General features: G+C 51.9%; 18 protein-coding genes and 1 tRNA gene. 10 read left to right on the forward strand and 9 right to left on the reverse strand.

Annotation, left to right across the window (positions count from 1 at the left end; translation table 11 throughout):
* Positions 1-21 precede the first annotated feature (21 nt).
* From ACN080_RS00675 to ACN080_RS00685, 3 genes are all read right to left on the reverse strand, one after another.
* Positions 22-669: an SA1002 family membrane protein gene (locus ACN080_RS00675; protein WP_419104437.1), complete on the reverse strand. Its 648-nt coding sequence runs from the start codon at positions 667-669 to the stop codon at positions 22-24.
* A gap of 145 nt (positions 670-814) precedes the next feature.
* On the reverse strand, positions 815-2,647 hold the full coding sequence (locus ACN080_RS00680) for an ABC-F family ATP-binding cassette domain-containing protein (protein WP_419112784.1): 1,833 nt from the start codon (positions 2,645-2,647) through the stop codon (positions 815-817).
* A 7-nt stretch (positions 2,648-2,654) separates the two neighbouring features.
* Positions 2,655-3,737 (reverse strand): glycosyltransferase family 1 protein, encoded by a 1,083-nt coding sequence (locus ACN080_RS00685; RefSeq protein WP_419112785.1) that lies wholly within the window; start codon positions 3,735-3,737, stop codon positions 2,655-2,657.
* Between the two features lie 289 nt (positions 3,738-4,026).
* Here ACN080_RS00685 and ACN080_RS00690 point away from each other — a divergent pair, with 289 nt between their 5' ends.
* The 5 genes from ACN080_RS00690 (at position 4,027) to ACN080_RS00710 (ending at position 8,567) form a co-directional block, all read left to right on the forward strand.
* Positions 4,027-4,527, forward strand: coding sequence for a hypothetical protein (locus tag ACN080_RS00690; RefSeq protein WP_419099873.1), 501 nt, complete (start codon positions 4,027-4,029; stop codon positions 4,525-4,527).
* A gap of 125 nt (positions 4,528-4,652) precedes the next feature.
* Positions 4,653-4,724: transfer RNA gene (locus ACN080_RS00695), tRNA-Gln, on the forward strand.
* Positions 4,725-4,789: 65 nt separating this feature from the next.
* The gene (gene glmU / locus ACN080_RS00700; protein WP_419112786.1) at positions 4,790-6,271 is read left to right on the forward strand and encodes a bifunctional UDP-N-acetylglucosamine diphosphorylase/glucosamine-1-phosphate N-acetyltransferase GlmU; all 1,482 of its coding nucleotides are present in this window, start codon (positions 4,790-4,792) and stop codon (positions 6,269-6,271) included.
* Positions 6,271-7,254, forward strand: coding sequence for a ribose-phosphate diphosphokinase (locus ACN080_RS00705; RefSeq protein WP_419099871.1), 984 nt, complete (start codon positions 6,271-6,273; stop codon positions 7,252-7,254). Before glmU ends, ACN080_RS00705 begins: the two co-directional genes overlap by 1 nt.
* Before the next feature lie 350 nt (positions 7,255-7,604).
* Positions 7,605-8,567 (forward strand): glycosyltransferase family 2 protein, encoded by a 963-nt coding sequence (locus ACN080_RS00710; protein WP_419112787.1) that lies wholly within the window; start codon positions 7,605-7,607, stop codon positions 8,565-8,567.
* A 101-nt stretch (positions 8,568-8,668) separates the two neighbouring features.
* On the opposite strand, the gene ACN080_RS00715 is transcribed toward ACN080_RS00710, so the two are convergent.
* The 5 genes from ACN080_RS00715 to ACN080_RS00735 form a co-directional block, all read right to left on the reverse strand.
* Positions 8,669-10,474 carry an ABC transporter ATP-binding protein gene (locus ACN080_RS00715; protein ID WP_419112788.1) on the reverse strand — a complete coding sequence of 602 codons (1,806 nt, stop codon included), beginning with the start codon at positions 10,472-10,474 and terminating at the stop codon, positions 8,669-8,671.
* Positions 10,471-11,598, reverse strand: coding sequence for an acyltransferase family protein (locus ACN080_RS00720; RefSeq protein ID WP_419112789.1), 1,128 nt, complete (start codon positions 11,596-11,598; stop codon positions 10,471-10,473). The genes ACN080_RS00715 and ACN080_RS00720 overlap by 4 nt, the downstream gene beginning before the upstream one ends.
* 13 nt (positions 11,599-11,611) lie before the next feature.
* Positions 11,612-12,532 (reverse strand): polysaccharide pyruvyl transferase family protein, encoded by a 921-nt coding sequence (locus tag ACN080_RS00725; RefSeq protein WP_419112790.1) that lies wholly within the window; start codon positions 12,530-12,532, stop codon positions 11,612-11,614.
* Between the two features lie 157 nt (positions 12,533-12,689).
* Positions 12,690-13,646: a glycosyltransferase family 2 protein gene (locus tag ACN080_RS00730; protein WP_419112791.1), complete on the reverse strand. Its 957-nt coding sequence runs from the start codon at positions 13,644-13,646 to the stop codon at positions 12,690-12,692.
* Between the two features lies 1 nt (position 13,647).
* Entirely contained in the window at positions 13,648-14,592 is a 945-nt protein-coding gene (locus tag ACN080_RS00735; protein ID WP_419112792.1) for an alpha-1,2-fucosyltransferase, read from the reverse strand.
* Between the two features lie 309 nt (positions 14,593-14,901).
* Between ACN080_RS00735 and ACN080_RS00740 the strand changes: the two genes are divergently transcribed.
* The gene (locus ACN080_RS00740) at positions 14,902-15,792 is read left to right on the forward strand and encodes a glycosyltransferase family 2 protein (protein ID WP_419112793.1); all 891 of its coding nucleotides are present in this window, start codon (positions 14,902-14,904) and stop codon (positions 15,790-15,792) included.
* 363 nt (positions 15,793-16,155) lie between these two features.
* Here the strand turns inward: ACN080_RS00740 and ACN080_RS00745 are convergent, their stop codons facing one another.
* Positions 16,156-16,305 (reverse strand): hypothetical protein, encoded by a 150-nt coding sequence (locus ACN080_RS00745; protein WP_419112794.1) that lies wholly within the window; start codon positions 16,303-16,305, stop codon positions 16,156-16,158.
* Positions 16,306-16,339: 34 nt separating this feature from the next.
* On the opposite strand from ACN080_RS00745, the gene ACN080_RS00750 reads away from it, so the two are divergent.
* The 4 genes from ACN080_RS00750 to ACN080_RS00765 are packed head-to-tail and all read left to right on the forward strand — an operon-like array spanning position 16,340 to position 20,174.
* Positions 16,340-17,353, forward strand: coding sequence for an NAD-dependent epimerase/dehydratase family protein (locus ACN080_RS00750; RefSeq protein WP_419112795.1), 1,014 nt, complete (start codon positions 16,340-16,342; stop codon positions 17,351-17,353).
* Positions 17,354-18,358, forward strand: coding sequence for a CgeB family protein (locus ACN080_RS00755; RefSeq protein WP_419112796.1), 1,005 nt, complete (start codon positions 17,354-17,356; stop codon positions 18,356-18,358). It begins immediately after the preceding gene.
* Positions 18,349-19,446 carry an RNA-binding protein gene (locus tag ACN080_RS00760; protein WP_419112797.1) on the forward strand — a complete coding sequence of 366 codons (1,098 nt, stop codon included), beginning with the start codon at positions 18,349-18,351 and terminating at the stop codon, positions 19,444-19,446. Before ACN080_RS00755 ends, ACN080_RS00760 begins: the two co-directional genes overlap by 10 nt.
* Positions 19,447-19,451: 5 nt before the next feature.
* Positions 19,452-20,174, forward strand: coding sequence for a cytidylyltransferase domain-containing protein (locus tag ACN080_RS00765; RefSeq protein WP_419099866.1), 723 nt, complete (start codon positions 19,452-19,454; stop codon positions 20,172-20,174).
* The last annotated feature ends 2 nt before the right edge of the window (positions 20,175-20,176 follow it).

A 20,176-nucleotide genomic window follows, 5' to 3' on the forward strand; every position in this document is an offset into this window, starting at 1 on the left:
AAGCGCTTGAAGTCTTAGATTCTATAAATCTGCTTCATGCTTACGTTGTAGGCGTATCTTTGAGATCACAAGGGTGATCCAAGAAGCGATAAGGAGCGGCTGGAGCACTAGGTTAATGTTTTGCGGTGTCAGGGCAATATTAAAGAAAGCTGCTGTGTTTTCTGGGGTGTCTACAAAAGAGAATGCGTTTTTAAGTCCGTCAAAAATAAACTGATAGACAGCAAGATAAATGGTTAGCCACTGTATGAAGTATTCAGATATTTCAATTTCTTTCATGTCAGGGCTATGCCGAGGAAATCTTTCAAAAAATTTTGCCCTAACCCAAAAGTGGACAATAGCTGTTATGAGAATAAGTATTGCGATCCCTAGCAAAAAGTTTCCGCCATCAAACTTATAGCTACTGAAACCCACGTTCAGCATGTCGTCTTCAAGCGGTACTGGGGCAGCCGGGTCCTGTGTACACCAGGTGTAGAGCGCAAGACCAGCCAAAAGAATTATAATCTGCCCGCTGAGAATCAAAGCTGAGGTCACTAAAATAATCAGCATATGGGCCAGAACCGTGATAAATGAATAATCATCATTGGAATCCCGAAATTTTTTGGGATTCGAGAGTCTGCCCACCAGGTAGAGCAAGGATAGTAATACTATTAACTGAATTACGAACGTCATGAAGTCATCAACCTAAACCAAAATTACTAGTAGCGGAAACCAGGGGGATAAGACCTCAAGAGGTTAAGGGATGCAGTTTTCAAGAAATGCCCTGGCGGAAAGTCCATCAACCTTTAGGGGCCCTCCAATTGTTTCCTGGCCAGTACTAATTCCCCTCAACCCTATCCGCAAGTTCTAGCCAGCGTATTTCTAGTTCTTCGACCTCGTTCTGGATTGCCTCTTGCTGGGCGCCCAGCTCCGCCAGACCGGTGTAGTCAGACTGGTCGTGAACCGTCATTTTCTCAGCCAGCTTCTGCCTCTGTTCGGCCAGTTTGGTGAGCTTACGGTCAATCTGGTTGATTTCCTTCTGGGCGGCCCTCAGCTCTGCGCCGCCCACCTTAGTAGCGCTGCTTTCTGCAGACCCCTGCTTACCTAGGGGCGACGAATCAAGGGCAGTCTGGGCAGGGTGAGCCGCCGCCTGTGCCGACATGAGCAGATACTGGTCAATCCCACCGGGCAGGTGTGTGAACCTGCCGTCAAAGAGGGCGTACTGCTGGTCGGTGACTCGCTCCATTAGGTAGCGGTCGTGCGAGACTACCAGCAAGGTGCCGGGCCAGGTATCAAGAAGATCCTCCATAGCTGCCAGCATGTCCGTGTCCAGGTCGTTGGAGGGCTCATCAAGAATGAGTACGTTGGGTTCATCCAACAAAATGAGCAGCAGCTGCAGGCGGCGCTTCTGCCCACCCGAAAGATCCTTCACCGGGGTTGAAAGCTGAGCAGAGGTAAAGCCGAGCCGTTCAAGAAGCTGGCCGGGAGTCATCTCCTTACCACCGGTCACATAGGTGCTGCGCTTGCGCCCAATGATATCGGAAACCCGCTCGTGAGCCACTTCTGTGAGCTCATCGAGTTGCTGGGTCAGGGTAGCCACCTTGACCGTCTTACCGTGCTTGACCCGGCCACGGGTCGGTTGCACAGCACGGGTGATCAGGCCCAGCAGAGTCGACTTACCGGCCCCATTGACGCCCATAATGCCGGTGCGCTCACCTGGGGCTATTCTCCAGGTGACCTTTTTGAGGACATCCTTGGTGCGGGTTGGGTCTTGGGTATCGGGGTAGCTAACATCCACATCCTCAATATCGACCACGTCCTTGCCCAGGCGTGCTACCGCCATCTGGGAGAGCTCCACAGTGTTGCGGACCGGGGGGACATCAGCAATGAGAGCATTGGCCGCATCGATACGGAACTTGGGCTTGGAGGTGCGGGCCGGGGCGCCGCGACGCAACCAGGCCAGCTCCTTGCGCATCAGGTTCTGGCGTTTAGCTTCGGCAGTTGCGGCCTGACGGTCGCGTTCAACGCGCTGGAGGATGTAGGCGGCGTAGCCACCTTCGAAAGGTTCTACCAGTCCGTCGTGGACTTCCCAGGTGCCGGTGCAGATTTCATCCAGGAACCAGCGGTCGTGGGTGACTGTCAGCAGGCCTCCGGCATTCTTGGGCCAGCGGTTTTTGAGGTGCTGGGCTAGCCAGGTAATGGCTTCAACATCGAGGTGGTTGGTAGGCTCATCGAGCATGAGCACATCCCAGTCACCGGCTAGCAGCGCTGCAAGGGCTACGCGTCGGCGTTGACCGCCTGAGAGTGACTCAACTGGCGCATTCCAGTTCAGGTCAGAGACCAGGCCGGCGATGACGTCGCGTACCTTGGGGTCAGATGCCCATTCGTATTCGGGGGTATCGCCCACAATTGCCTGACCCACGGTCAGGGTGTTGTCCAGGATATCAGCTTGGTCAAGGTAGCCAATTCGTGTGCCTGAGCGCACTGTGACCTTGCCGGAATCTGGGGCCAAGCGCCCGCCCAGTAGGGAAAGCAGAGTGGATTTACCGTCACCGTTGCGGCCCACGATGCCGATGCGGTCACCCTCGTTGAGGCCTACGGTGATGCCCTCAAAGATAGTGCGGGTAGGAAATTCGATATGCAGCTCTTCGCCGCCTAATAGATGGGCCATATTTTTATTATTCCTTAGCGAGAATTTTTCGTTCTTGAATGAGAATCTGGCTCATGTCAGACATATCCTGGTTCAGTTTTTTGGAAGTAATGCCCATATGATCAAAGAGAGACGAAAAACGGTGCCTCCAGTCAAAATTCTCTAACGAATTGAGTATATTAATGCTTGCTTGCTTTCTTGAGAAAGAATCTAAGGCTTCACTAATCTGCTTCATTCCGCGTCTGATATCGTCTGGAGATATATCGACGGTTGCGGTATCCCATAACAGGTCCCTGGACGAAGCCGAATCTGGTTTTTGGCCAACGACAACTGCTCCCCATGCCAGCGCATCGAGCCAGCGCCCCGTAATATAGTCCTTGGTTGGATGGGTGTAATTTCTTGGGCTTACTTTGACTGAAAAAGCCAGGACAGATTTTGTTTGACTGAGCGCATTATTGAGCATCTTGGCTGAAGCATCTGCTGATTTTCCAAATCCGGGGCGCCCCTCAAAGATAAGTCCATGTTCCTGGGCTACTTGGGCAGTTATAGCATCATTTTTCCATGCAACTGGTTGTCTGCCGACCCGGAGTAAATCGGTTGTCTTATGTTCCACAGATGCCAAACGATCTGAAAGGTTTGACCACACATCCGTACCCCATTGCAAAATGCCGAGGGATTCAACGCCTGCTCTGCGCCAATCTTCTAGATCAGCTGGGTCAGTAACAAAGATTTTCGTATAGGTTTGGTTACTACGCGCGATACGGGGTATTCGCTCAGTCCAAAAACTGTCTATAACCCAGCCAAAGCAAGCAGAATACTGTTTCAAAAAAAGATGATTTTGGGCGATAGCGTTTAGCTGCCCAGGATCGTAAGCAATGACTAGAGCCTGCCGTTTTCCGCCCTTTCTTCGAGGAATCATCCCCAGGAGCCGGGTCGAGAGTGATAAGGATGAACTGGTGTCAAGCAGAATCGGTTGAGTTTCCAGGTAGCCGCATAGCAAATCTGCCATAGATAGTATGGGTGCCCAACCTGGTTCTTTTGGAACGGCCACATAAACATCTACTGGTGAGATCACATCTACCTCCAAATCACTGTATGTTGTGGCCTGCATTTAGTCTTCAAAATGTCACGCTGCCACCACACTAGGCTACAGCCTTAGGGAACATGAGGAGGTAAAAATAAGGAAAACAGCATGCGGGTATTGGGCTAGATCCCCAGAGTGTTAGCCCACCACCAAGCTGTGATTTGCAGGTAGAATCTCTATGGGCGGCAGGTGTCTGGCCTAAACAAGAGAGATTGAGCGGAGTGCAATGATAAGTTTTGGGGTTTCCTCGCTACTGAGAAAAGTGGGGGATCGAACAGATCCTGAACCGGATCATGCATATACAAAAAAAGAGGTCTTGTTCGTCTGTACCGGTAATATAGCCCGTTCCGCCAGTGCCCAATATCTGGCAGAGGCAATGCTAGAGGATGGCTCTACTTGGACTTTTAATAGTGCCGGTACCGGTGCAATGGTTGGGGCAGGGGTTGCCCGCCATATTGATATCGAACTCGCTCAACGTGGTGCTCAGTACGATCAGCACCTTGCCAAACAAATCACGGAACGCCTGGTCAGAGAGTCAGCTCTTGTGCTGGTCATGGAGAAAGAGCACCTGGACTGGATCGTGCATGAATGGCCCCAGTACCGTTCAAAGGTTCACCTGCTATGCCAGATGGCCAGGGTGCAGAAGCAAGCAGGCAAGCGCGTTGACCCGGTTGCTTTCATGATGCAGTATGACGAAGAACCTCTTGCCCAAGACGAGGTTGCTGATCCTTACCTGCGTGGACCAGAGGCCGCCAAGGTAGCTGTCCAGCGAATTCAAGAAGCACTGGATATTGTCGTGCCCTGGCTAGGGAATTAGCAATTTATCAGCTACCCGGTAGCTTTCAGAAAGTTCTTATTTAGCACCCTAACTTTATCTTTGCTACTATGGTCTAAGTCTGCTCCTGCTCAACCCAGCATGGGACTGAGCTAGGGCAGCCCTATTCCGCCATGGTGTAATTGGCAACACAGCGGCCTTTGGAGCCGTTATTCAAGGTTCGAGTCCTTGTGGCGGAGCTCAACCACCCCGGTGCCTTCATGGCATATTTTTGGGGTATCACTCACTTGAGGAGTTCCATACAGTGACAGTAGTTACATCAGCCCCATCTGCCGTGATCGTTCTGGCTGCGGGGGCCGGAACCCGTATGAAGTCATCAACTCCCAAGGTTATGCACCCTATCGGTGGTCGCTCCATGGTGGAGCACGCTGTTGCCGTGGCGCGGGAACTTGAACCCAAGAACCTTGCCGTTGTTGTACGTCACCAGCGTGACAAGGTGGCTGAGCATGTCACCGCCTTTGATGCGCAGGTCACCATCATCGATCAGGACGAGATTCCCGGAACCGGCCGCGCTGTAGAGGTCGGCCTGCTGGGCCTTGACTCCGAAGTGGGTCAGGTAGAGGGGACGGTCGTAGTAACCTACGGCGATGTTCCCCTGCTGAAGACCGAAAGTCTGCGTAAGCTGATCGCCTTCCACGAAGAAGGTAAAAACGCTGTCACTGTTCTGACGACACACCTTGAGGAGCCCGGATCCTACGGCCGTATCGTCCGCAACGAATCAGGCGAAGTCACTGCCATCGTTGAAGCTAAAGATGCCACCCCTGAACAGCTTGCCATCACCGAGATTAACTCTGGTATTTATGCTTTCGATGCCACTGTTCTGCGTAACTCGCTAACCCGCGTCACCACCGATAACGCTCAGGGCGAGAAGTACATTACCGATGTCCTATCCATTGCTCGCGAAGACGGCCACCGCACCTCGGCACTCGATATCGAGGACCGTTGGGAGGTAGAAGGCGCTAATGACCGTGTTCAGCTGGCTCAGCTGGGTCGCAAACTCAACGACCGCATTACTCATGGCCACATGGTCGGTGGTGTCACCATTGTTGACCCCGAGAGCACATGGATTGATGTCACCGTAACCATCGAAAACGATGTCACCATTCTTCCCGGCACGCACCTCAAGGGAACCACCCACATCGCTACCGGCTCCGTGATTGGCCCAGACACCACGCTCACCAACGTCAAGGTAGGGGAGAAGGCCACTATCTCACGCACCGAAGGCTACGACTCAGAAATTGCAGACGGTGCAAGTGTTGGCCCCTTCGCCTACCTGCGCCCCGGCACCAAGCTCGGTGTCAAGGGTAAGATCGGTACTTTCGTGGAAACCAAGAACGCAGAGATCGGTGCCGGATCTAAGCTCCCCCACCTGTCCTATGCTGGCGACGTCACCATCGGTGAGAACTCCAATATTGGAGCCGCTTCAGTGTTCGTTAACTATGACGGTGTGAATAAGTCCCGCTCAACCGTGGGAAGTAACGTTCGCATGGGTTCAGACAACATGTATGTTGCTCCCGTAAACATTGGTGACGGGGCGTATTCTGGTGCTGGAACCGTTATCCGCAAGGACGTACCCGCTGGGGCTCTTGCCATCAACGAAGCTCCCCAACGCAATATCGAGCGCTGGGTCATTGAAAAACGCGCTGGAACAGAGGCTGCCCAAGCCGCCGAGGCGGCTTTGGCGCAGCAGCCGGCACAGCCTGAAAAGGAAAGCGATAAGCAGTAATGACTGAGATTACGAATCCGGGCGAAAAGAAGATGGCCTTGGTCTCCGGGCGTGCCCACCCCGAACTGGCTGAGCAGATTGCTGCTGAGCTAGGAAACGAGGTTCTTCCCTCATCTGCCTACACTTTTGCTAATGGGGAAACCTACGTCCGATTCAACGAATCGGTACGCGGTAAAGATGCTTTCGTGATTCAGTCTCACCCGGCACCCATTAACGATGCCCTCATGGAACAGCTGATTATGATTGACTCGCTCAAGCGAGCATCCGCCCGTTCCATTACTGTTGTTTCTCCTTTCTACCCTTACGCCCGCCAGGACAAAAAGCATAAGGGCCGCGAGCCCATCTCAGCCCGTCTGGTTGCAGATCTTTACAAGACTGCTGGTGCTGACCGTCTGATGAGCGTTGATCTGCACACCGCGCAGATTCAGGGCTTTTTTGACGGTCCTGTGGATCACCTCATGGCTATCCCGCTTCTTGCTGAGCACGTTGCCAGCAAGGTAGACACCTCAAACGTTACTGTTGTTTCCCCCGATACCGGCCGTGTACGTGTCGCTGAGCAGTGGGCAGAGCTCCTGGGCGGTGCACCTCTGGCTTTCGTTCACAAGACCCGCGATATTAACGTCCCCAACCAGGCTGTTTCTAAGACCGTGGTGGGCGATATCAAGGGCCGTACCTGTGTTCTGATTGATGACATGATTGACACCGGCGGCACTATTGCCGGTGCGGTCAAGGTCCTTAAGGACAATGGCGCTAAGGACGTTATTATCGCGGCAACCCACGCGGTTTTCTCTGAGCCTGCTGCTGAAAGGCTAAGCCAGTGCGGTGCTAGTGAGGTTGTTGTTACTAATACCCTGCCACTGCGCCCCGAACAGAAGTTTGAGAACCTGACCGTGCTTTCCATTGCCCCCCTGCTGGCACGCGCTATCAAGGAAGTCTTCGATGAAGGCTCTGTCACTAGCCTCTTTGATGGTCGGTCAAACTAAGCTTGGTCGGTAAATGCTCAGGGGCTGGGTCTTTGACCCGGCCCCTTCTGTTTTAAAATGAGTCTTATCTGTTTCTGGACTAGCTAAGAGCACCGTACTAGGTGCCGATAATGTGCCAAGTAAAGCAGATATCGTATTGGGTGAGAATATGAACGTAGCGTTGAAATAGATAACAATTTTTTGTGATACTTGTCTGCTCTGCACCAGTAGAGATAAAAAACGTGTTGTTGCTGAATTCCTTAGATTAGACTGTAGTTCGGTTGAAATTTTCCCTGCCAGATTGCTTTTAGCTGCTCTGCGCGGGGGAGTCCGTCCTCCTTTTGTAGTTTCTGAAAGACAGGTATCTATTCTTGAAAGTAATCCAGCGGGTGCGCCAAGAGCTGGGGCAACTGAGCTATACGGTAAAACAGTACGCAAGCCTTAAAGCAATCAAACGGCAGATTGCAGCTATCCGCCAGATTCACTTTCACAGTGCCCTCCCGCCGGTCAGCGTAGGGCGTAAAGAGCTCTGGGCTATTACGGTGGTCAAGAACGAATTGGATATTTTGCCGCACGTTATTGACCACCTATTTAAACAGGGTGTCGATAAGATACTGATTGCCGATAACCAGTCTGACGACGGTACCTGGGAATACCTATGTGAACGGTCAAATAGAGATCAGCGTCTTCTAATCGCCCGCGATGTGAACCCAGTTCATGCACAGTCAGAAAAGATGACCTATATGGCTCATCTGGCCTGGCAGCGAGGTGCCCGCTGGATTATCCCTTTTGACGGTGACGAGTTCTGGTACGCCGAAGGCAAGAGCCTTAAAGAATACTTTTTGAGTACCGACCTATCTGTTGTGTACGCCGGGTTCCACCACACGGTGCCGGTCGTTGATTCCCCGCAGGACATAGTACGAACAGAACTGGTTATGGATAGCGCCGACTCTTTCCCCGGTAAGGTAGCTTTCCGTTCGCACCCGTTTGTGGTTATTATTCCGGGGAACCATAATGTGACAAGGCTTGGGCAGCGAGGGCGCGGCCTGGATATTTTGCATATCCAGTACAGGGGAGTGGAGCAGATTATCCGTAAGGTCCGCCAGGGTACAACCAGCTCAAAGCTCACCCAGGAAGACCTTTCGTGGTTTGCTCCGCATTGGGAGGCCGGGAGCAAACTAACGCGTGATGAAATTCAGGAAGTCTGGGAGAATATCTCGAATGGTCGCCCCGATGAACGGATCAAATTTGCAGCAGAAGGCCCCATGCGCAGGGGCAAGTTTTTAATCTGGAATACCTGGGACCCAGATAGTGAGCATCATCAGAACTCTTAACCTTAAAATGAAGTAAATACTCCGCCCGGTAGCTAGAATCCTAGCCACTGGGCGGAGCTATTTTATGCAAGAACAGGCGGAGATTTTTCTCTTAAAGTGTTCTAAGCACGGTCTAAGGAACCTAACTCGACAAGCTTGGCAAATTCGGGGCTCTTTTTCTGAAGCTCCACGAAACTGCCTGTAGCGCTGACTTTTCCGTCTTTCATATAGACGATAAGATCAGCGTTTTTTACGGTTGAAAGTCTATGCGCTACAACAACAACGGTGACCTCTCCGTGGAGGCGATCAATCGTTTCGGTAATCTTTTTCTCTGTCAAATTATCGAGAGCAGAGGTTGCTTCGTCTAGAACCAGTAGGGCAGGGTTTCTATACAAGGCTCGGGCAATGCCCACCCGCTGGCGCTGACCGCCAGAGAGACGGCTACCACCTTCACCACACTCGCTATCTAACCCCTTGGGTAAAGAGGCAACTAAATCATCGAGCTGGGCACGACGGACTGCATCTTTTAGACGTACCGGGTCGGTGGTATCACTGTCAAATACGATATTCTGTTGAAGAGACCAGCCAGACATGTAAACATCCTGAGCGACCATCGAGACGTTTTCTTGCCAGCTACGCACATGTGACTGGATATCCACTCCATCTGCTAATACTTGACCTTGAGTGGCGGGCAGAAGCCCGAGAATTAAATCAACCATTGTAGTTTTGCCTGCACCAGACCCCCCCACAAAAGCAACGGAGGTTCCAAAAGGAATCTTTAGATTCACGCCTTTGATGGTTTCTTCCTCAGCCCCAGGAAAGCTAAAGTGAACGTCTTTAAGCTCAATCTCGTGATGGAAAGGTAGGCGTTCCAGATACTCATGTTGAGTGGGAAGGGGGCGATACTGGGTGTATAACTCATCTAAAACTACGTCCAAAGACTTGGAGCCCAGGCTAATGTTATTAGTCGATGAGATAATAAGTGCTATGTTGGGGAGCAATCTGAAACCTGCAGCAACCAACAAGGCCATAGCACCTAGAGCAGCTGGCCCATCCGCTGAGAGGAACATGTAAGCAAGTAGACCACCAACAGCTAGGATAAAAAGAATCTCTAATAAATATTTAGGGATAGACGATAGGAAGGACGCGAAACGTGCCGCGTAGGCACCTTCACGTGCAGCCTGCCGGTAATGGGTCGTAAAATACTCTTCAGTATGCCGTAGAGTAATTTCCTTAAATGCTCCCAGCCCATGTAGCGCGCGCAGGTAACCTTGCACAGAAGCAGTCATAATTTGTTCGCCTGCTGCTAAGGTGCGAGAACGAATGATTCGCCCGTAGATAAAACTGGCTACACTGAAGTAAACGAGGATAGCTAAAGTAGGGAGAGGGACGGCTATCAATAGTGCTATCAGAATGGCTAGAGTTGTAATAAGAGCGTTAGATAGCCCAAGGAAACCACCAACTACCAGTGAATAGACCTGCGCTGTGGCATCGTTCATAGTGCGGATCATCTCCGCAGTGGTGCGTTGCCGGAAAGAGCCCCACGGCATGGACATGAACTGCTCCATGAGGCGTGATGAAGTCTTTACCCTTTGGTTGGCTAGGAACCCTGATTGCCTCCAGTTGAACCACATGGTGAGTAAATCTTTTGTAATGAAGATTAAAATCAGCGCAATTACAAGGACTAACCCCTGGCCTGAAGGCTGGTCTATGCCCAAGGCTTCTAACGAATTTTTGAGAAATCCGGGTATAGCGTTTTCCTGCCCCATAGCGAGATTGATAAGAGGTAGAACAAGGACAATGGCAATGGTTTCTGAGATAGCCAGAACTGAAGAGAGAATCGCGATAATAACGAGAGTTCTTTTAGCTTTTTTATCAAAAAGATTCCCCATCTTCTTGAAATTAGTGAGGAGGGGGGAACGTTTCATATTTTATATTCCTTGAAAGGGGGCGATGTTCTGCGGTAGGGAAGGACCTGGATAAATAACTTATCGATACCCTCAATGACGGATCCGAATGTACGGTCAAAAAATATCTTCCAGAACTTGCGTAGAGCTCTTTCAGCATATCTGTTAACGCAATAGGAAAGAAGCATGAAGATAGCTAGCTGGAGCACGACAAAAAGCAAAAAAAGCTCTGGGCGGACAAGCTTTGCCCACATGCTTATGGCCATGTAACCCAAATGTGCGTGTAGGAGATAGAGCGGGTAGGTCAGATCGCCCGCTAGCCTTGAGTGAGGTATTTTAATGAACCGGATCCTGGGTATAGCGTTAAGCATCAGAATGGCGAAGAAACATGTAACCAAAAGAGCCACCACAATTGAAGAATAGTTGCGGTGATGGATAGCCTCCAATAATTTGGAATACCCAACTTCACTGCTGATGGTGCAGAGCCAGGCACAAGATATCGCTAGTAGCTTGAAAACAGAGCGATGCCCGAAAACGTAGCTGGCGATAAGGGCTCCCCCAATGAAAGCTGGGAAGGGGCGAGAAGTGATGAAGTAATCCTGATGACGTATGAGGAACTCATCGGCCGCGCAGAGGAAAGCCCACCCAATCATAATGGGGGTCAGATAGTTTGCCAGCCCTATGAGCATGATGAGCAAGACAATGAAATAGAAGAAAAGTTCAAACCCTAGAGTCCAGTAAGCCCCATCCACATAATCTTGGCCTAGCAAATTTGGAACCATCGTTAGATTGGCAAAAAACTGGGCGGGACCCTGAATATCCATTCCACGTCCTGGGCGTACTAACAAAGCTACAGCTGTTGTCAGGAGCAGACAGACCCAGAAAGCTGGGTAGAGTCTAGTTAGACGAGCCGTGACATACTGACGAGCGGTTTTACTCTGTATCGAGTAGGAAATAACAAATCCACTAATCAAGAAGAAAAGGGTAACTCCCCAGTATCCATACTGAGTTACTTGGGAGATGCTCGGAGGATGGTCTATCGTACCAATCTTCCCATTGTTAATTCCGTTGAAAGTCCAGTGGAAAAAAACTACCATCACCGCTGCAACCAGACGGGTGGTATCGAGTAGTTCTAGCCTTTTCATAATGGCTCTCTATCTATGGACGATACTGGTGAACAGGAAGAGTGAGGGGCAGAACGTGGGGGGTCGGCAGAAGCTGCGGTATACGTTGTAGGGTACTCCGAAGATTTTCCTGTGTTGCCTTAACTAAGGCAGAATCAGGACTCTGAGCGATACGCTTGAGCGAATCGGGATTTAAGAGGTTCTCTATCGAATCGAAACGCCCCTCGATTTTCCCTTGCGGATCTACGACAGAAGAATAGTCCCGGAATTTAAAGGTGGCACCGGCGAGTACTGGCTCTGGCAGAGCCCATGCAGCCGGAACTCCTAGGGCATCTGCACAGATAAGACCGTGCAGGGAAGTTGTTAACACGTATCTAGCTTGTGCGATTTGCTCTACAACTTTAAGGGGGGAGTTACCTACGTCGATAATTTTTAGTGATCGGCGAGATGCTTCTTCTCTGAGCCCATGCACCCAGTCTTCTTGTTGGTGGCTAAAATGAGGAATGACAGCTATATCCACGGTAGCGGCTTTACGCTTCACATAATCAGACATCAGCAGGCCAGGATCACCTACAGTAGTGGCGTCTTTAGATAAGCCTAATGCTGCCCGGGTTAGATGACCGCGTACTCCCAGAAATTGTGCATGCGGGAGATTGGTCTCTTCGTGCTCATGCATCTTGCCAGAGCCCCAGATAATCCCATTGTAGTCTTCACCCAGGAGTTCGAGAACGGACCCAGCCCCCAGTAAATCGGCAGACTTGGCGGGTTTAAGAATCGGTGCTATCCCCATCTGGCGTAAGAGGAAAGGGGTAATAAGATCCCCGAAGTTAGGTGTATCGTTCCACCAAAAAGCCCGTGCATACTGGGCAGTTGGATAAAAGGAAGGGCGGAACATATCCGGAATGAGGCGAGTCAGGGTAGAGGCTCGTTTTTGAAGCAGGCTCGTATTAACCAAAGGGGCTCCTGTAACTTATGTACGCGACATTCCTGTTTAGGGAGTCGAAATTACTTTTAATTTTATGGGGTGTCTGTGCTTGTTATCTACTTAGACCGGAATATACCTGGAAAATCTTGGGGGGAAGAAAAAATTTAGGTTTAATCCTCTAAATGCTTTACAGAACTGAAATTCCAGGAGGTAACTTCTCCCACCGGCTAGGTAGTGGTTCAGTAAGCGGAATGAGATTGCCAGACGGTTTCCAAGCAATATCTTCTTCGACCTTTTCCCCGGTTATTAGTCTACTCCAGACTTGCCGAAGCTCATCGCTGCTGGCAAAGCTCAGAGATCTCCAATGGTACCCCAAGTGCTCGGGTAGGTCTGTGAGTTGTAGCGCGGCAGATCCTTGTCGAATTTTACGCTCGAACTGCTCAAAGCTCCGCCAAGGCCGGTGCAAAATAGCGATTTTGCTTGTGCCGGTTTTTCCCGGCCCTATCAGGCTGTGATTACCCATAGCCACCACAAAGGGCCTGTTGGGTTTGAAACAGATTTTGGCTTCCTGGTGCGGGGTAGCATCTACTTTCCAGGACCCATCGGGTTGGGGAAACTGATTATAGATCAGTGCCTCCAAAATCGGCTCTCGTGCCACAGCTAAAGCACTAGCAAGCGACCCTGCAGTGCCGAACCAGAACTCGTCAGCATCAAAAGGAACAATCCACGTGGCACCGTGTTCTTTTGCTTTATCTGCTAGCCATGTCATCTTCTCCGACTGGTAGTAGGCCGGTTCGTTATCGGTGCCAACACTGATAGGGTGAGTGCGCGCTAAGTCGTGAAGGATCTCAACGGTCTTGTCTTCTGAACCGTTATCGACAATGATGATATGGTCAAGCCCCTGGTCAAGCAGGTGCTTAACAGCCTGCTCGATAACATCCGCCTCATTCTTGACCATAGCGATACCCCAGATTCCCGGCACACGGGGGAGTGGGGGGAGCGTAAAGGTGTGGTTGAGTGAGCTGTAGCGACTAACAAATTCATATGAACGACGGATTGCCCGCGCTTTCTGAGCTATCTTGATTTGTTGGTTTACAAGGTAAGCCTGATGCTTGATCTGTTTAAATGTGTGAGTAAGGTTCATCTCAGTTTTCTTCGCTCTCTAACCAGGTCTCAACTCCTGGCGGGGGCGTGACCACATTCCAGTTAGCGAGGTGTTGCATAGGGCGCTGACTGTCACCCAAAAGATTAGCTCGTTCATGGATATTAGGTATCCAGACCTGAGCTCCGTGTGTAAAGGATGCGATGTACCCTCCCCAGTAACCAAAAGTTGTATTGGTCAAAATAAGCCGGTGGCCTACAGCCACAAAAGCAAGGTCGGTAAATGTTCCAGGATTATCTTTATCGAACATAACTTTTCCGTAGGCTTCGAGGAAAGCTAGGTTTTCTTTGCACCAGCCAATGTCGTCGCTGGTCACAATGATGGTGTCAGCTGGTTTAACGTCTATGGCCTGTCGTATTGCTTTGGTAACGTAGCTGACAGTATCAATACCAAAGTCATGGTGAATCACAGGGTTGGAGTAGTAATCTCCTCGGCGAATATTGACGACGATACTTTCGCTCGTGACAACCTGCCGTGCCTCTTGAAGGCGCTGTGAGAAGGACTCAGAGGTCAGCAAATACTGCTCGATAAAGTCCGAAAAGTCATGGGCTGAGAAGTGCTTAGCAAGGTCTTGGTGAAAGGCAATTTTCCGCATGAACGAAAACTTGACATCTTGGGGTCTAACTGTGAGTTCTCGTAGCCGGGGAAACTCAGCGAGCCAGCTTTCCATTCCGGCTGACTGTTGGAGTCGTGTTGGAAGCCCGGAGCTTTGGGTCTGGGCGCGAGCGGCCATCCACTCGAAGAGCCAGTTCCCTCCTCGCGCAAAGGGAGGAGGAATGAGAACAGTATCGGGACCCCGGCGGATAGAGGTAAGAACTCGAGCAAAAACGGCCCGACCAGAGCCTTTGACTTTCTGGCTGATTGAACCTACCAGCGTTTTCTGACGGGTGTAATGCTTTTGGCGTTTCTCTTCTGCGCTAGTTGGCATTATTTATATACCTATATTTCTGATTCTTGAAATGGTTTATCTCCGACTTTACCGGGAGGAAGCAGGCTCAGAGGTGTGAGCGCTATTATGAGATTCATCTGACCTGGGTAGATGGCTCAACCGGGTAATACCTAACACAGTAAAAACTTCTCCTGAGGGGATTGGTTGCCATGTAAAATGGCAGTTGGACTATATATTTGGGGGTTTTCATTTTTCTCGGGATCCTATCATTTTAGTGTGCTGGCTCTGCACACACGGTCTTGTTAACTAGTACTGACGACTCAAACGAAGAGTGGGAGAGGTTCAGCGTTGGATATTTCTATCGTTATTCCGCACTACGGTTCAGCGGAGCCAACCCTTGAACTTATCGATGCGCTGAAGCACCAAGATACCGGCTACTCGTTCGAGATTATTGTTGCGGACGATTGCTCACCTGAGCCCTTCCCCCAGACCGAGGCAGTGCGCCTTGTCCGCCGGGAGGCAAACGGCGGGTTTGGTAGCGCTGTGAACTCAGGGGCTGCCGTAGCTACCGGCCGCTGGTTGTTTATCCTCAACAGCGACCTGACTCTCAAGCCCAACTTCTTGCAGGCTATGGTTGATTCCGGTGAGCGCCTGGGGCGTGCTCTGGTCAGCCCCCAGGTTGTTGACCACAAGGGTACTGGCCAGTGGGTGGGCCGCGCCTTCCCTACGACCTTTCACTATGTGTGGGAATGGTTCACACCCTTAGCGCGTTTCCGTTCAACTAACTTCTGGCACCGTATGGTGGGCCATGACCTCAAATGCACAACCGGAGCAGTCGTTGAAACCGATTGGGTTATCGGTGCCTGCATGATACTACCGACAGAGCTGTTCCTGGAGATGGGTGGCTTTGATGAGACATTCTTCATGAACTGTGAAGAGGTAGACCTGCAGCGCCGGCTGCGCGACCGGGGAGTTCCCCGAGTCTTTGATGGAACGATTACGGTCGAACACCTTGGCGGCGGTTCCAGCGGCGACAGTACTCGTCGTCGCTGTTGGCTTCTTGAGTCTCGCCTTAGATATGCGCAGAAATGGGATGAGCAGAAGAAGCTCATCGTTGCTTTGAAGCTGACCAGTTACGCTAACTTTGCCGTGAATAGGATTCGAGAAGTCCGGAGTCCCGGAGTTAAGGCAAAAGAAATACTGAACCAGGAACTCTCCTATCTCAAGGCGGCATCATGATAAGACGAACTATCGTTGAGAAAATGCTTTCCCTGCGGTGGATAACATCTAGCCTGATTTCTCGAACGCTCTATTCGGCGGCATTCAAAAAGTTTGCTGAAAAAACCGTCATTGTTTCGCCCCTGAAACTTAGAGGCCTAGAGAACATCAGCCTTGGTAAAGATGTCTCTATCTTTGAAGGGCGCTGGTTGCAGGCTGAAGCCGAGAGGGAACTAACGATGGGGGATAGCGTTTACGTTGGCCACCGGTGCCATATCCACGCCTATGACCAGGTTTCCATCGGATCTAATACAGTCATTGCTGATCAACTCTGCAGAACATCTGAAAGAAAACCTGGCTCAGGTATTGGGAACAGGTCCTATCTCAATCGGCGAATAGGTCTTGATCGGGCAGAATGCAGTGATTCTTGGCGGTGTAACTATCGGCGATAATAAGGTCGTGTGCGCGGGTGCCGACGTGACTAGAGATGTGCCTGCGGGTGCCACTGTAGCTGGGGTTCCGGCCCCGCGCCATCACTTCTCCATCTAACGCTTAGAAAGTTAATCTTATGAAAATTCTTATTACCGGCGGCGTCGGTTTCATTGGCCTTAAGGTAGCAGCCCACCTGGCAGAGCAGGGGCACACCCTTATTGCCCTCGATAACCTCCTTGAACAGGTCCACCAGGATATCGAGGCAGAAAAAGCGAAGTTCCCCGGTGAGATCATCGTGGGGGATGTGTCCGATCCAGCAGCCTGGGAAGCCCTGGAACCGGCCGATGCAATCATTCACCTGGCTGCTGAAACCGGTACCGCCCAGTCCATGTACGAAACCGAGCGCTACCGCCGTGTGAATGTGGAAGGCACCCGCCTGGCAGCCCAGTACGCCGTCAAATGGAAGGCACCGCTTATCTCGCTCAGCTCCCGCGCCGTCTACGGCGAAGGCTTTGAAGACCGCGGCACCACCGAAAACGATGACCACAACCCCCTCTCCGTCTACGGTGAAACCAAGTCCCAAGGCGAGCAGGCTGTCCGGGATGTTACCACCGGTAAGGTCCCCGCAACCGTTATTCGCCCCCAGAACGTTATCGGCCCCGGCCAGGCCCTGCACAACCCCTACACCGGTGTTCTCGCAGCCTTCCTAGCCCGCCTCCGCGAAGGTAAAAACCTCTCTGTCTACGGTGACGGTACCGCAACCCGCGACTTCATTCACGTAGAAGACGTCGCCCGTTTTATCGTCTGGGCTTTGGAAAACTCCCCGGCTATCGAAGAGTCACCGCGCACTCTGAACCTGGGATCCGGTGAGCGTATCACCCTGGACCAGCTGGCACAGTTCTCTATTGACGCTGTCCCCGGCGGTTCACAGTCCGTTATCGAGCACGTTGAGATTAAACGAGCTGGCGACATCAACCACGCCCTGGCCGATATGAGCTTCGCCTACTCCCTCGGTGCCCCCAAGGCCCGTTGGGCTGCGCGCGAATCTATCGCTGATTTCATTCACAAGTCTTGGACCGTTCCCGGCGCGAAAAGCGAAGCCTGGGATACCGCTCTTGAGGAACTTACCGAACGAGGGCTAGCCGAATAAATGAAGCAACCAAAACTTCTTTTGGTCTCTCCTGTTTTCTACGGATACTGGAAAACAATTGCTGATTCCCTCAGCAAGCAAGGCTACGAAGTCATTAGTCACCTGTACGATGTGCCCACTAACCTAGCTGAGCGCGTACGGAACAAGGCCCTGCACGATCTGCCGGAGCGTTTCCGGCCGGCATCGTTCGAGAACCTTGTCACCCATAAAGCCATCGCACGGCTTACCCAAGAGCGCCCCGACATCGTTCTGGTTGTTAAAGGCGATCAGCTAGGCGACGCCTGGTGGCATGTCCTCCAGGAATCCTGCACCCGGTATGCTACCTGGATGTACGACGAGTTACGGCGTATGCGCTACTCAGATAAGGACTTCGATCTGGGGTTGCTCGGCCCTATAGCCAGCTATAGCCCTTCGGACGTCCAGAATCTTAAAGGCCAGGGTTTTGATGCCGTGGAAATACCCCTAGCTTTTGACTCTGCCATGCATTTCAGGCCTCAGCCAAACCATGACATTACATTTGTGGGGGCCCGTTACCTGGGGCGTGAACAGATGCTGAACCAGTTGCAATCCGCTGGTGTCCCGGTGAAGGCCTACGGAAAACAGTGGTCGCGTCACTGGTGGGACGTTGCACGTAGCCGGAACTTGAAAGACTCAGGTGTGCCTGCAGGCCGCGACCTGGACCGGTCTGAGGCCTATGGCCTGATGGCAGGTTCCCCCGCAACCCTCAATATCCATGGGGATCAGGATGGCTTCACCATGCGTACCTTTGAGGCATCTGGTGTGGGCGGTCTACAAATCATTGACCGTACCGACGTTTCACGCTACTACGAGGTCGGAAGCGAAGTACTGGCATACGAGTCTGGGGATGAGCTCATTGAACTGTGCAAACGCATTTTGGCGGACCCGCAGTGGGCACAGCAGATTCGCGAGGCTGGGCAGAAACGTACCCTGGACGAGCACACTTTTGATCATCGCATCAAGGCCTTGGAGGTGCTGTGGAAGTAACCAAGTATGGTTTGAATATCCCTGAGGACCTAGCCACCTGGTACCAATGGCAGCAAAATGCAGATAGTGTACGCAGGCTTAAAGGTATGGCACGGAATCTGCCCACGATTGTTACGGGTCTGGTTTCAGGTTCTGGTGCTCCTGACGAGGAGGAGTTGGTCAGCGGGGTCCTGCATATTCGCGGCTGTGAACCCCAGGTTCTGGTGGTGTTAGATTCAACCTCACCTACGACTATGAGTTCTTTGGTGCGTCCCTTGGAGTTTCTCACCGATCTTCCAATGGCAGTATTTGCGCCGCAGGATGTCAGTGATTGTTTACCCGGTCAGGGTTGGACAACTCAAACGATTGTTGAAGCAGAGCTTTCCGAACTATGCACAGTGCAACAGGTACTGGCGGTAGGACACTACTTACCGCTAGGTGCTGCCGCCTACCGTTTTGCCCGACAACAAAAAGCCACCTACCTAGTGGTTCAACACGGACTCATCACGCCTTATGCCCCCCCGCTACCTGCCAACTGCACTTTGCTAGCTTTTTCTGATGATGACGCACGGTTTTGGATTTCAGGACGAAGCGATGTGGACTACCGCGTGGTGGGTTCTCAACTCTTCTATGATGCGGCGCAGAAAGCACCTCAGGTTGCTCAGCAGTCACTTCAAGATCGGCCTGTTTTCTTAGGTCAAATGCACGGGGCAGAACTACCCCGCTCCTCCTTTGTACGCGCTGGCTACACTTTTTGCCGTCAGCACGGAGCACCGTACAGGCCCCATCCCGGTGAAAAAGATAAATTGTCTGTACTTACCCATAGGTTGTGGGCCAAAATGGGTATAGAGATAGATTCTGGTCATCAGCCCCTCAACACGCTAAATTCCCCGGTAGTCTCTGTATTTTCAACGGGGGTCCTAGAAGCAGCTATTCGCGGGGTTCCAGCTTGGGTCTACCACCCGCATCCGCCGCAGTGGTTGCAGGATTTCTGGGAGCGCTACGGCATGAGCCCCTGGGGGAGCGAACCGACCCCGGCACCTCAGCTTCCGAGCCGTGAACCGGCGGAAACCATCGCACATATCCTCACTCAATCATTGGAGAACTAGACAGCATGCGTATTCTTTGCGTGATACCCGTTCGCGGCGGGTCTAAGGGAATCCCGCGCAAGAACCTCAAGCCTATCGCTGGGAAACCGCTGGTTGCCTGGACCATTGAGCAGGCTCTTGAGGCGCAGAAAGCTCTGGCAGGTGAACATACAGTAGACGTTGTGGTGTCCACCGACGACGCAGAACTGGCCGATACTGCCCGTGAATACGGGGCAGAGGTGCCCTTTATCCGCCCGGCCCACCTGGCTAAGGACACCACCGCAACCGAACCGGTGATTGAGCACGCGATTGATTTCTACACGCAGGACGGCAGACGGCCGGATGCGGTTATGCTCTTGCAGGCCACCAGCCCCGTCCGCCTACCCGGCACCCTGGAACGGGCTATCCGCCAGTTTGCAGACTCAGACTCGGACTCCATGGTGGGGGTCATCCCCATCGGCCCCTTCATCTGGGCGGCAACAGAGCCTCCGACAGCACAGTACGAAGTTATGAATCGGCCTCGCAGGCAGGAACTTACCCGTGAGACCTTCCGCTACCGCGAAAACGGGTCCATGTACATCACCAGCACAGAGCTCTATGAAAGCCTCCATAACCGTCTGGGCGGAAAGATTGAGCTCTTCATTCTCGATGAGGTAGAAGGCGTGGACATCGATGCCATGATTGACTTCTCCCTCGCTGAACACCAGCTTCTTACCACCCTCGCACCCTCGCACAAGAAAAAAGGCTAATC

Source organism: Rothia sp. CCM 9416 (assembly GCF_048513535.1).
Lineage (GTDB): Bacteria > Actinomycetota > Actinomycetes > Actinomycetales > Micrococcaceae > Rothia.

What these genes read in the sequence shown, in the direction of transcription:
- ACN080_RS00755 (WP_419112796.1), top strand. Translation starts at nt 17,354, where the DNA reads ATGAAGCAACCAAAACTTCTTTTGGTCTCTCCTGTTTTCTACGGATAC.
- ACN080_RS00730 (WP_419112791.1), bottom strand. Translation starts at nt 13,646, where the DNA reads ATGAACCTTACTCACACATTTAAACAGATCAAGCATCAGGCTTACCTT.
- ACN080_RS00735 (WP_419112792.1), bottom strand. Translation starts at nt 14,592, where the DNA reads ATGCCAACTAGCGCAGAAGAGAAACGCCAAAAGCATTACACCCGTCAG.
- ACN080_RS00745 (WP_419112794.1), bottom strand. Translation starts at nt 16,305, where the DNA reads ATGGCGCGGGGCCGGAACCCCAGCTACAGTGGCACCCGCAGGCACATC.
- ACN080_RS00720 (WP_419112789.1), bottom strand. Translation starts at nt 11,598, where the DNA reads ATGAAAAGGCTAGAACTACTCGATACCACCCGTCTGGTTGCAGCGGTG.
- ACN080_RS00765 (WP_419099866.1), top strand. Translation starts at nt 19,452, where the DNA reads ATGCGTATTCTTTGCGTGATACCCGTTCGCGGCGGGTCTAAGGGAATC.
- ACN080_RS00680 (WP_419112784.1), bottom strand. Translation starts at nt 2,647, where the DNA reads ATGGCCCATCTATTAGGCGGCGAAGAGCTGCATATCGAATTTCCTACC.
- ACN080_RS00705 (WP_419099871.1), top strand. Translation starts at nt 6,271, where the DNA reads ATGACTGAGATTACGAATCCGGGCGAAAAGAAGATGGCCTTGGTCTCC.
- ACN080_RS00685 (WP_419112785.1), bottom strand. Translation starts at nt 3,737, where the DNA reads ATGCAGGCCACAACATACAGTGATTTGGAGGTAGATGTGATCTCACCA.
- ACN080_RS00750 (WP_419112795.1), top strand. Translation starts at nt 16,340, where the DNA reads ATGAAAATTCTTATTACCGGCGGCGTCGGTTTCATTGGCCTTAAGGTA.
- ACN080_RS00675 (WP_419104437.1), bottom strand. Translation starts at nt 669, where the DNA reads ATGACGTTCGTAATTCAGTTAATAGTATTACTATCCTTGCTCTACCTG.
- ACN080_RS00715 (WP_419112788.1), bottom strand. Translation starts at nt 10,474, where the DNA reads ATGAAACGTTCCCCCCTCCTCACTAATTTCAAGAAGATGGGGAATCTT.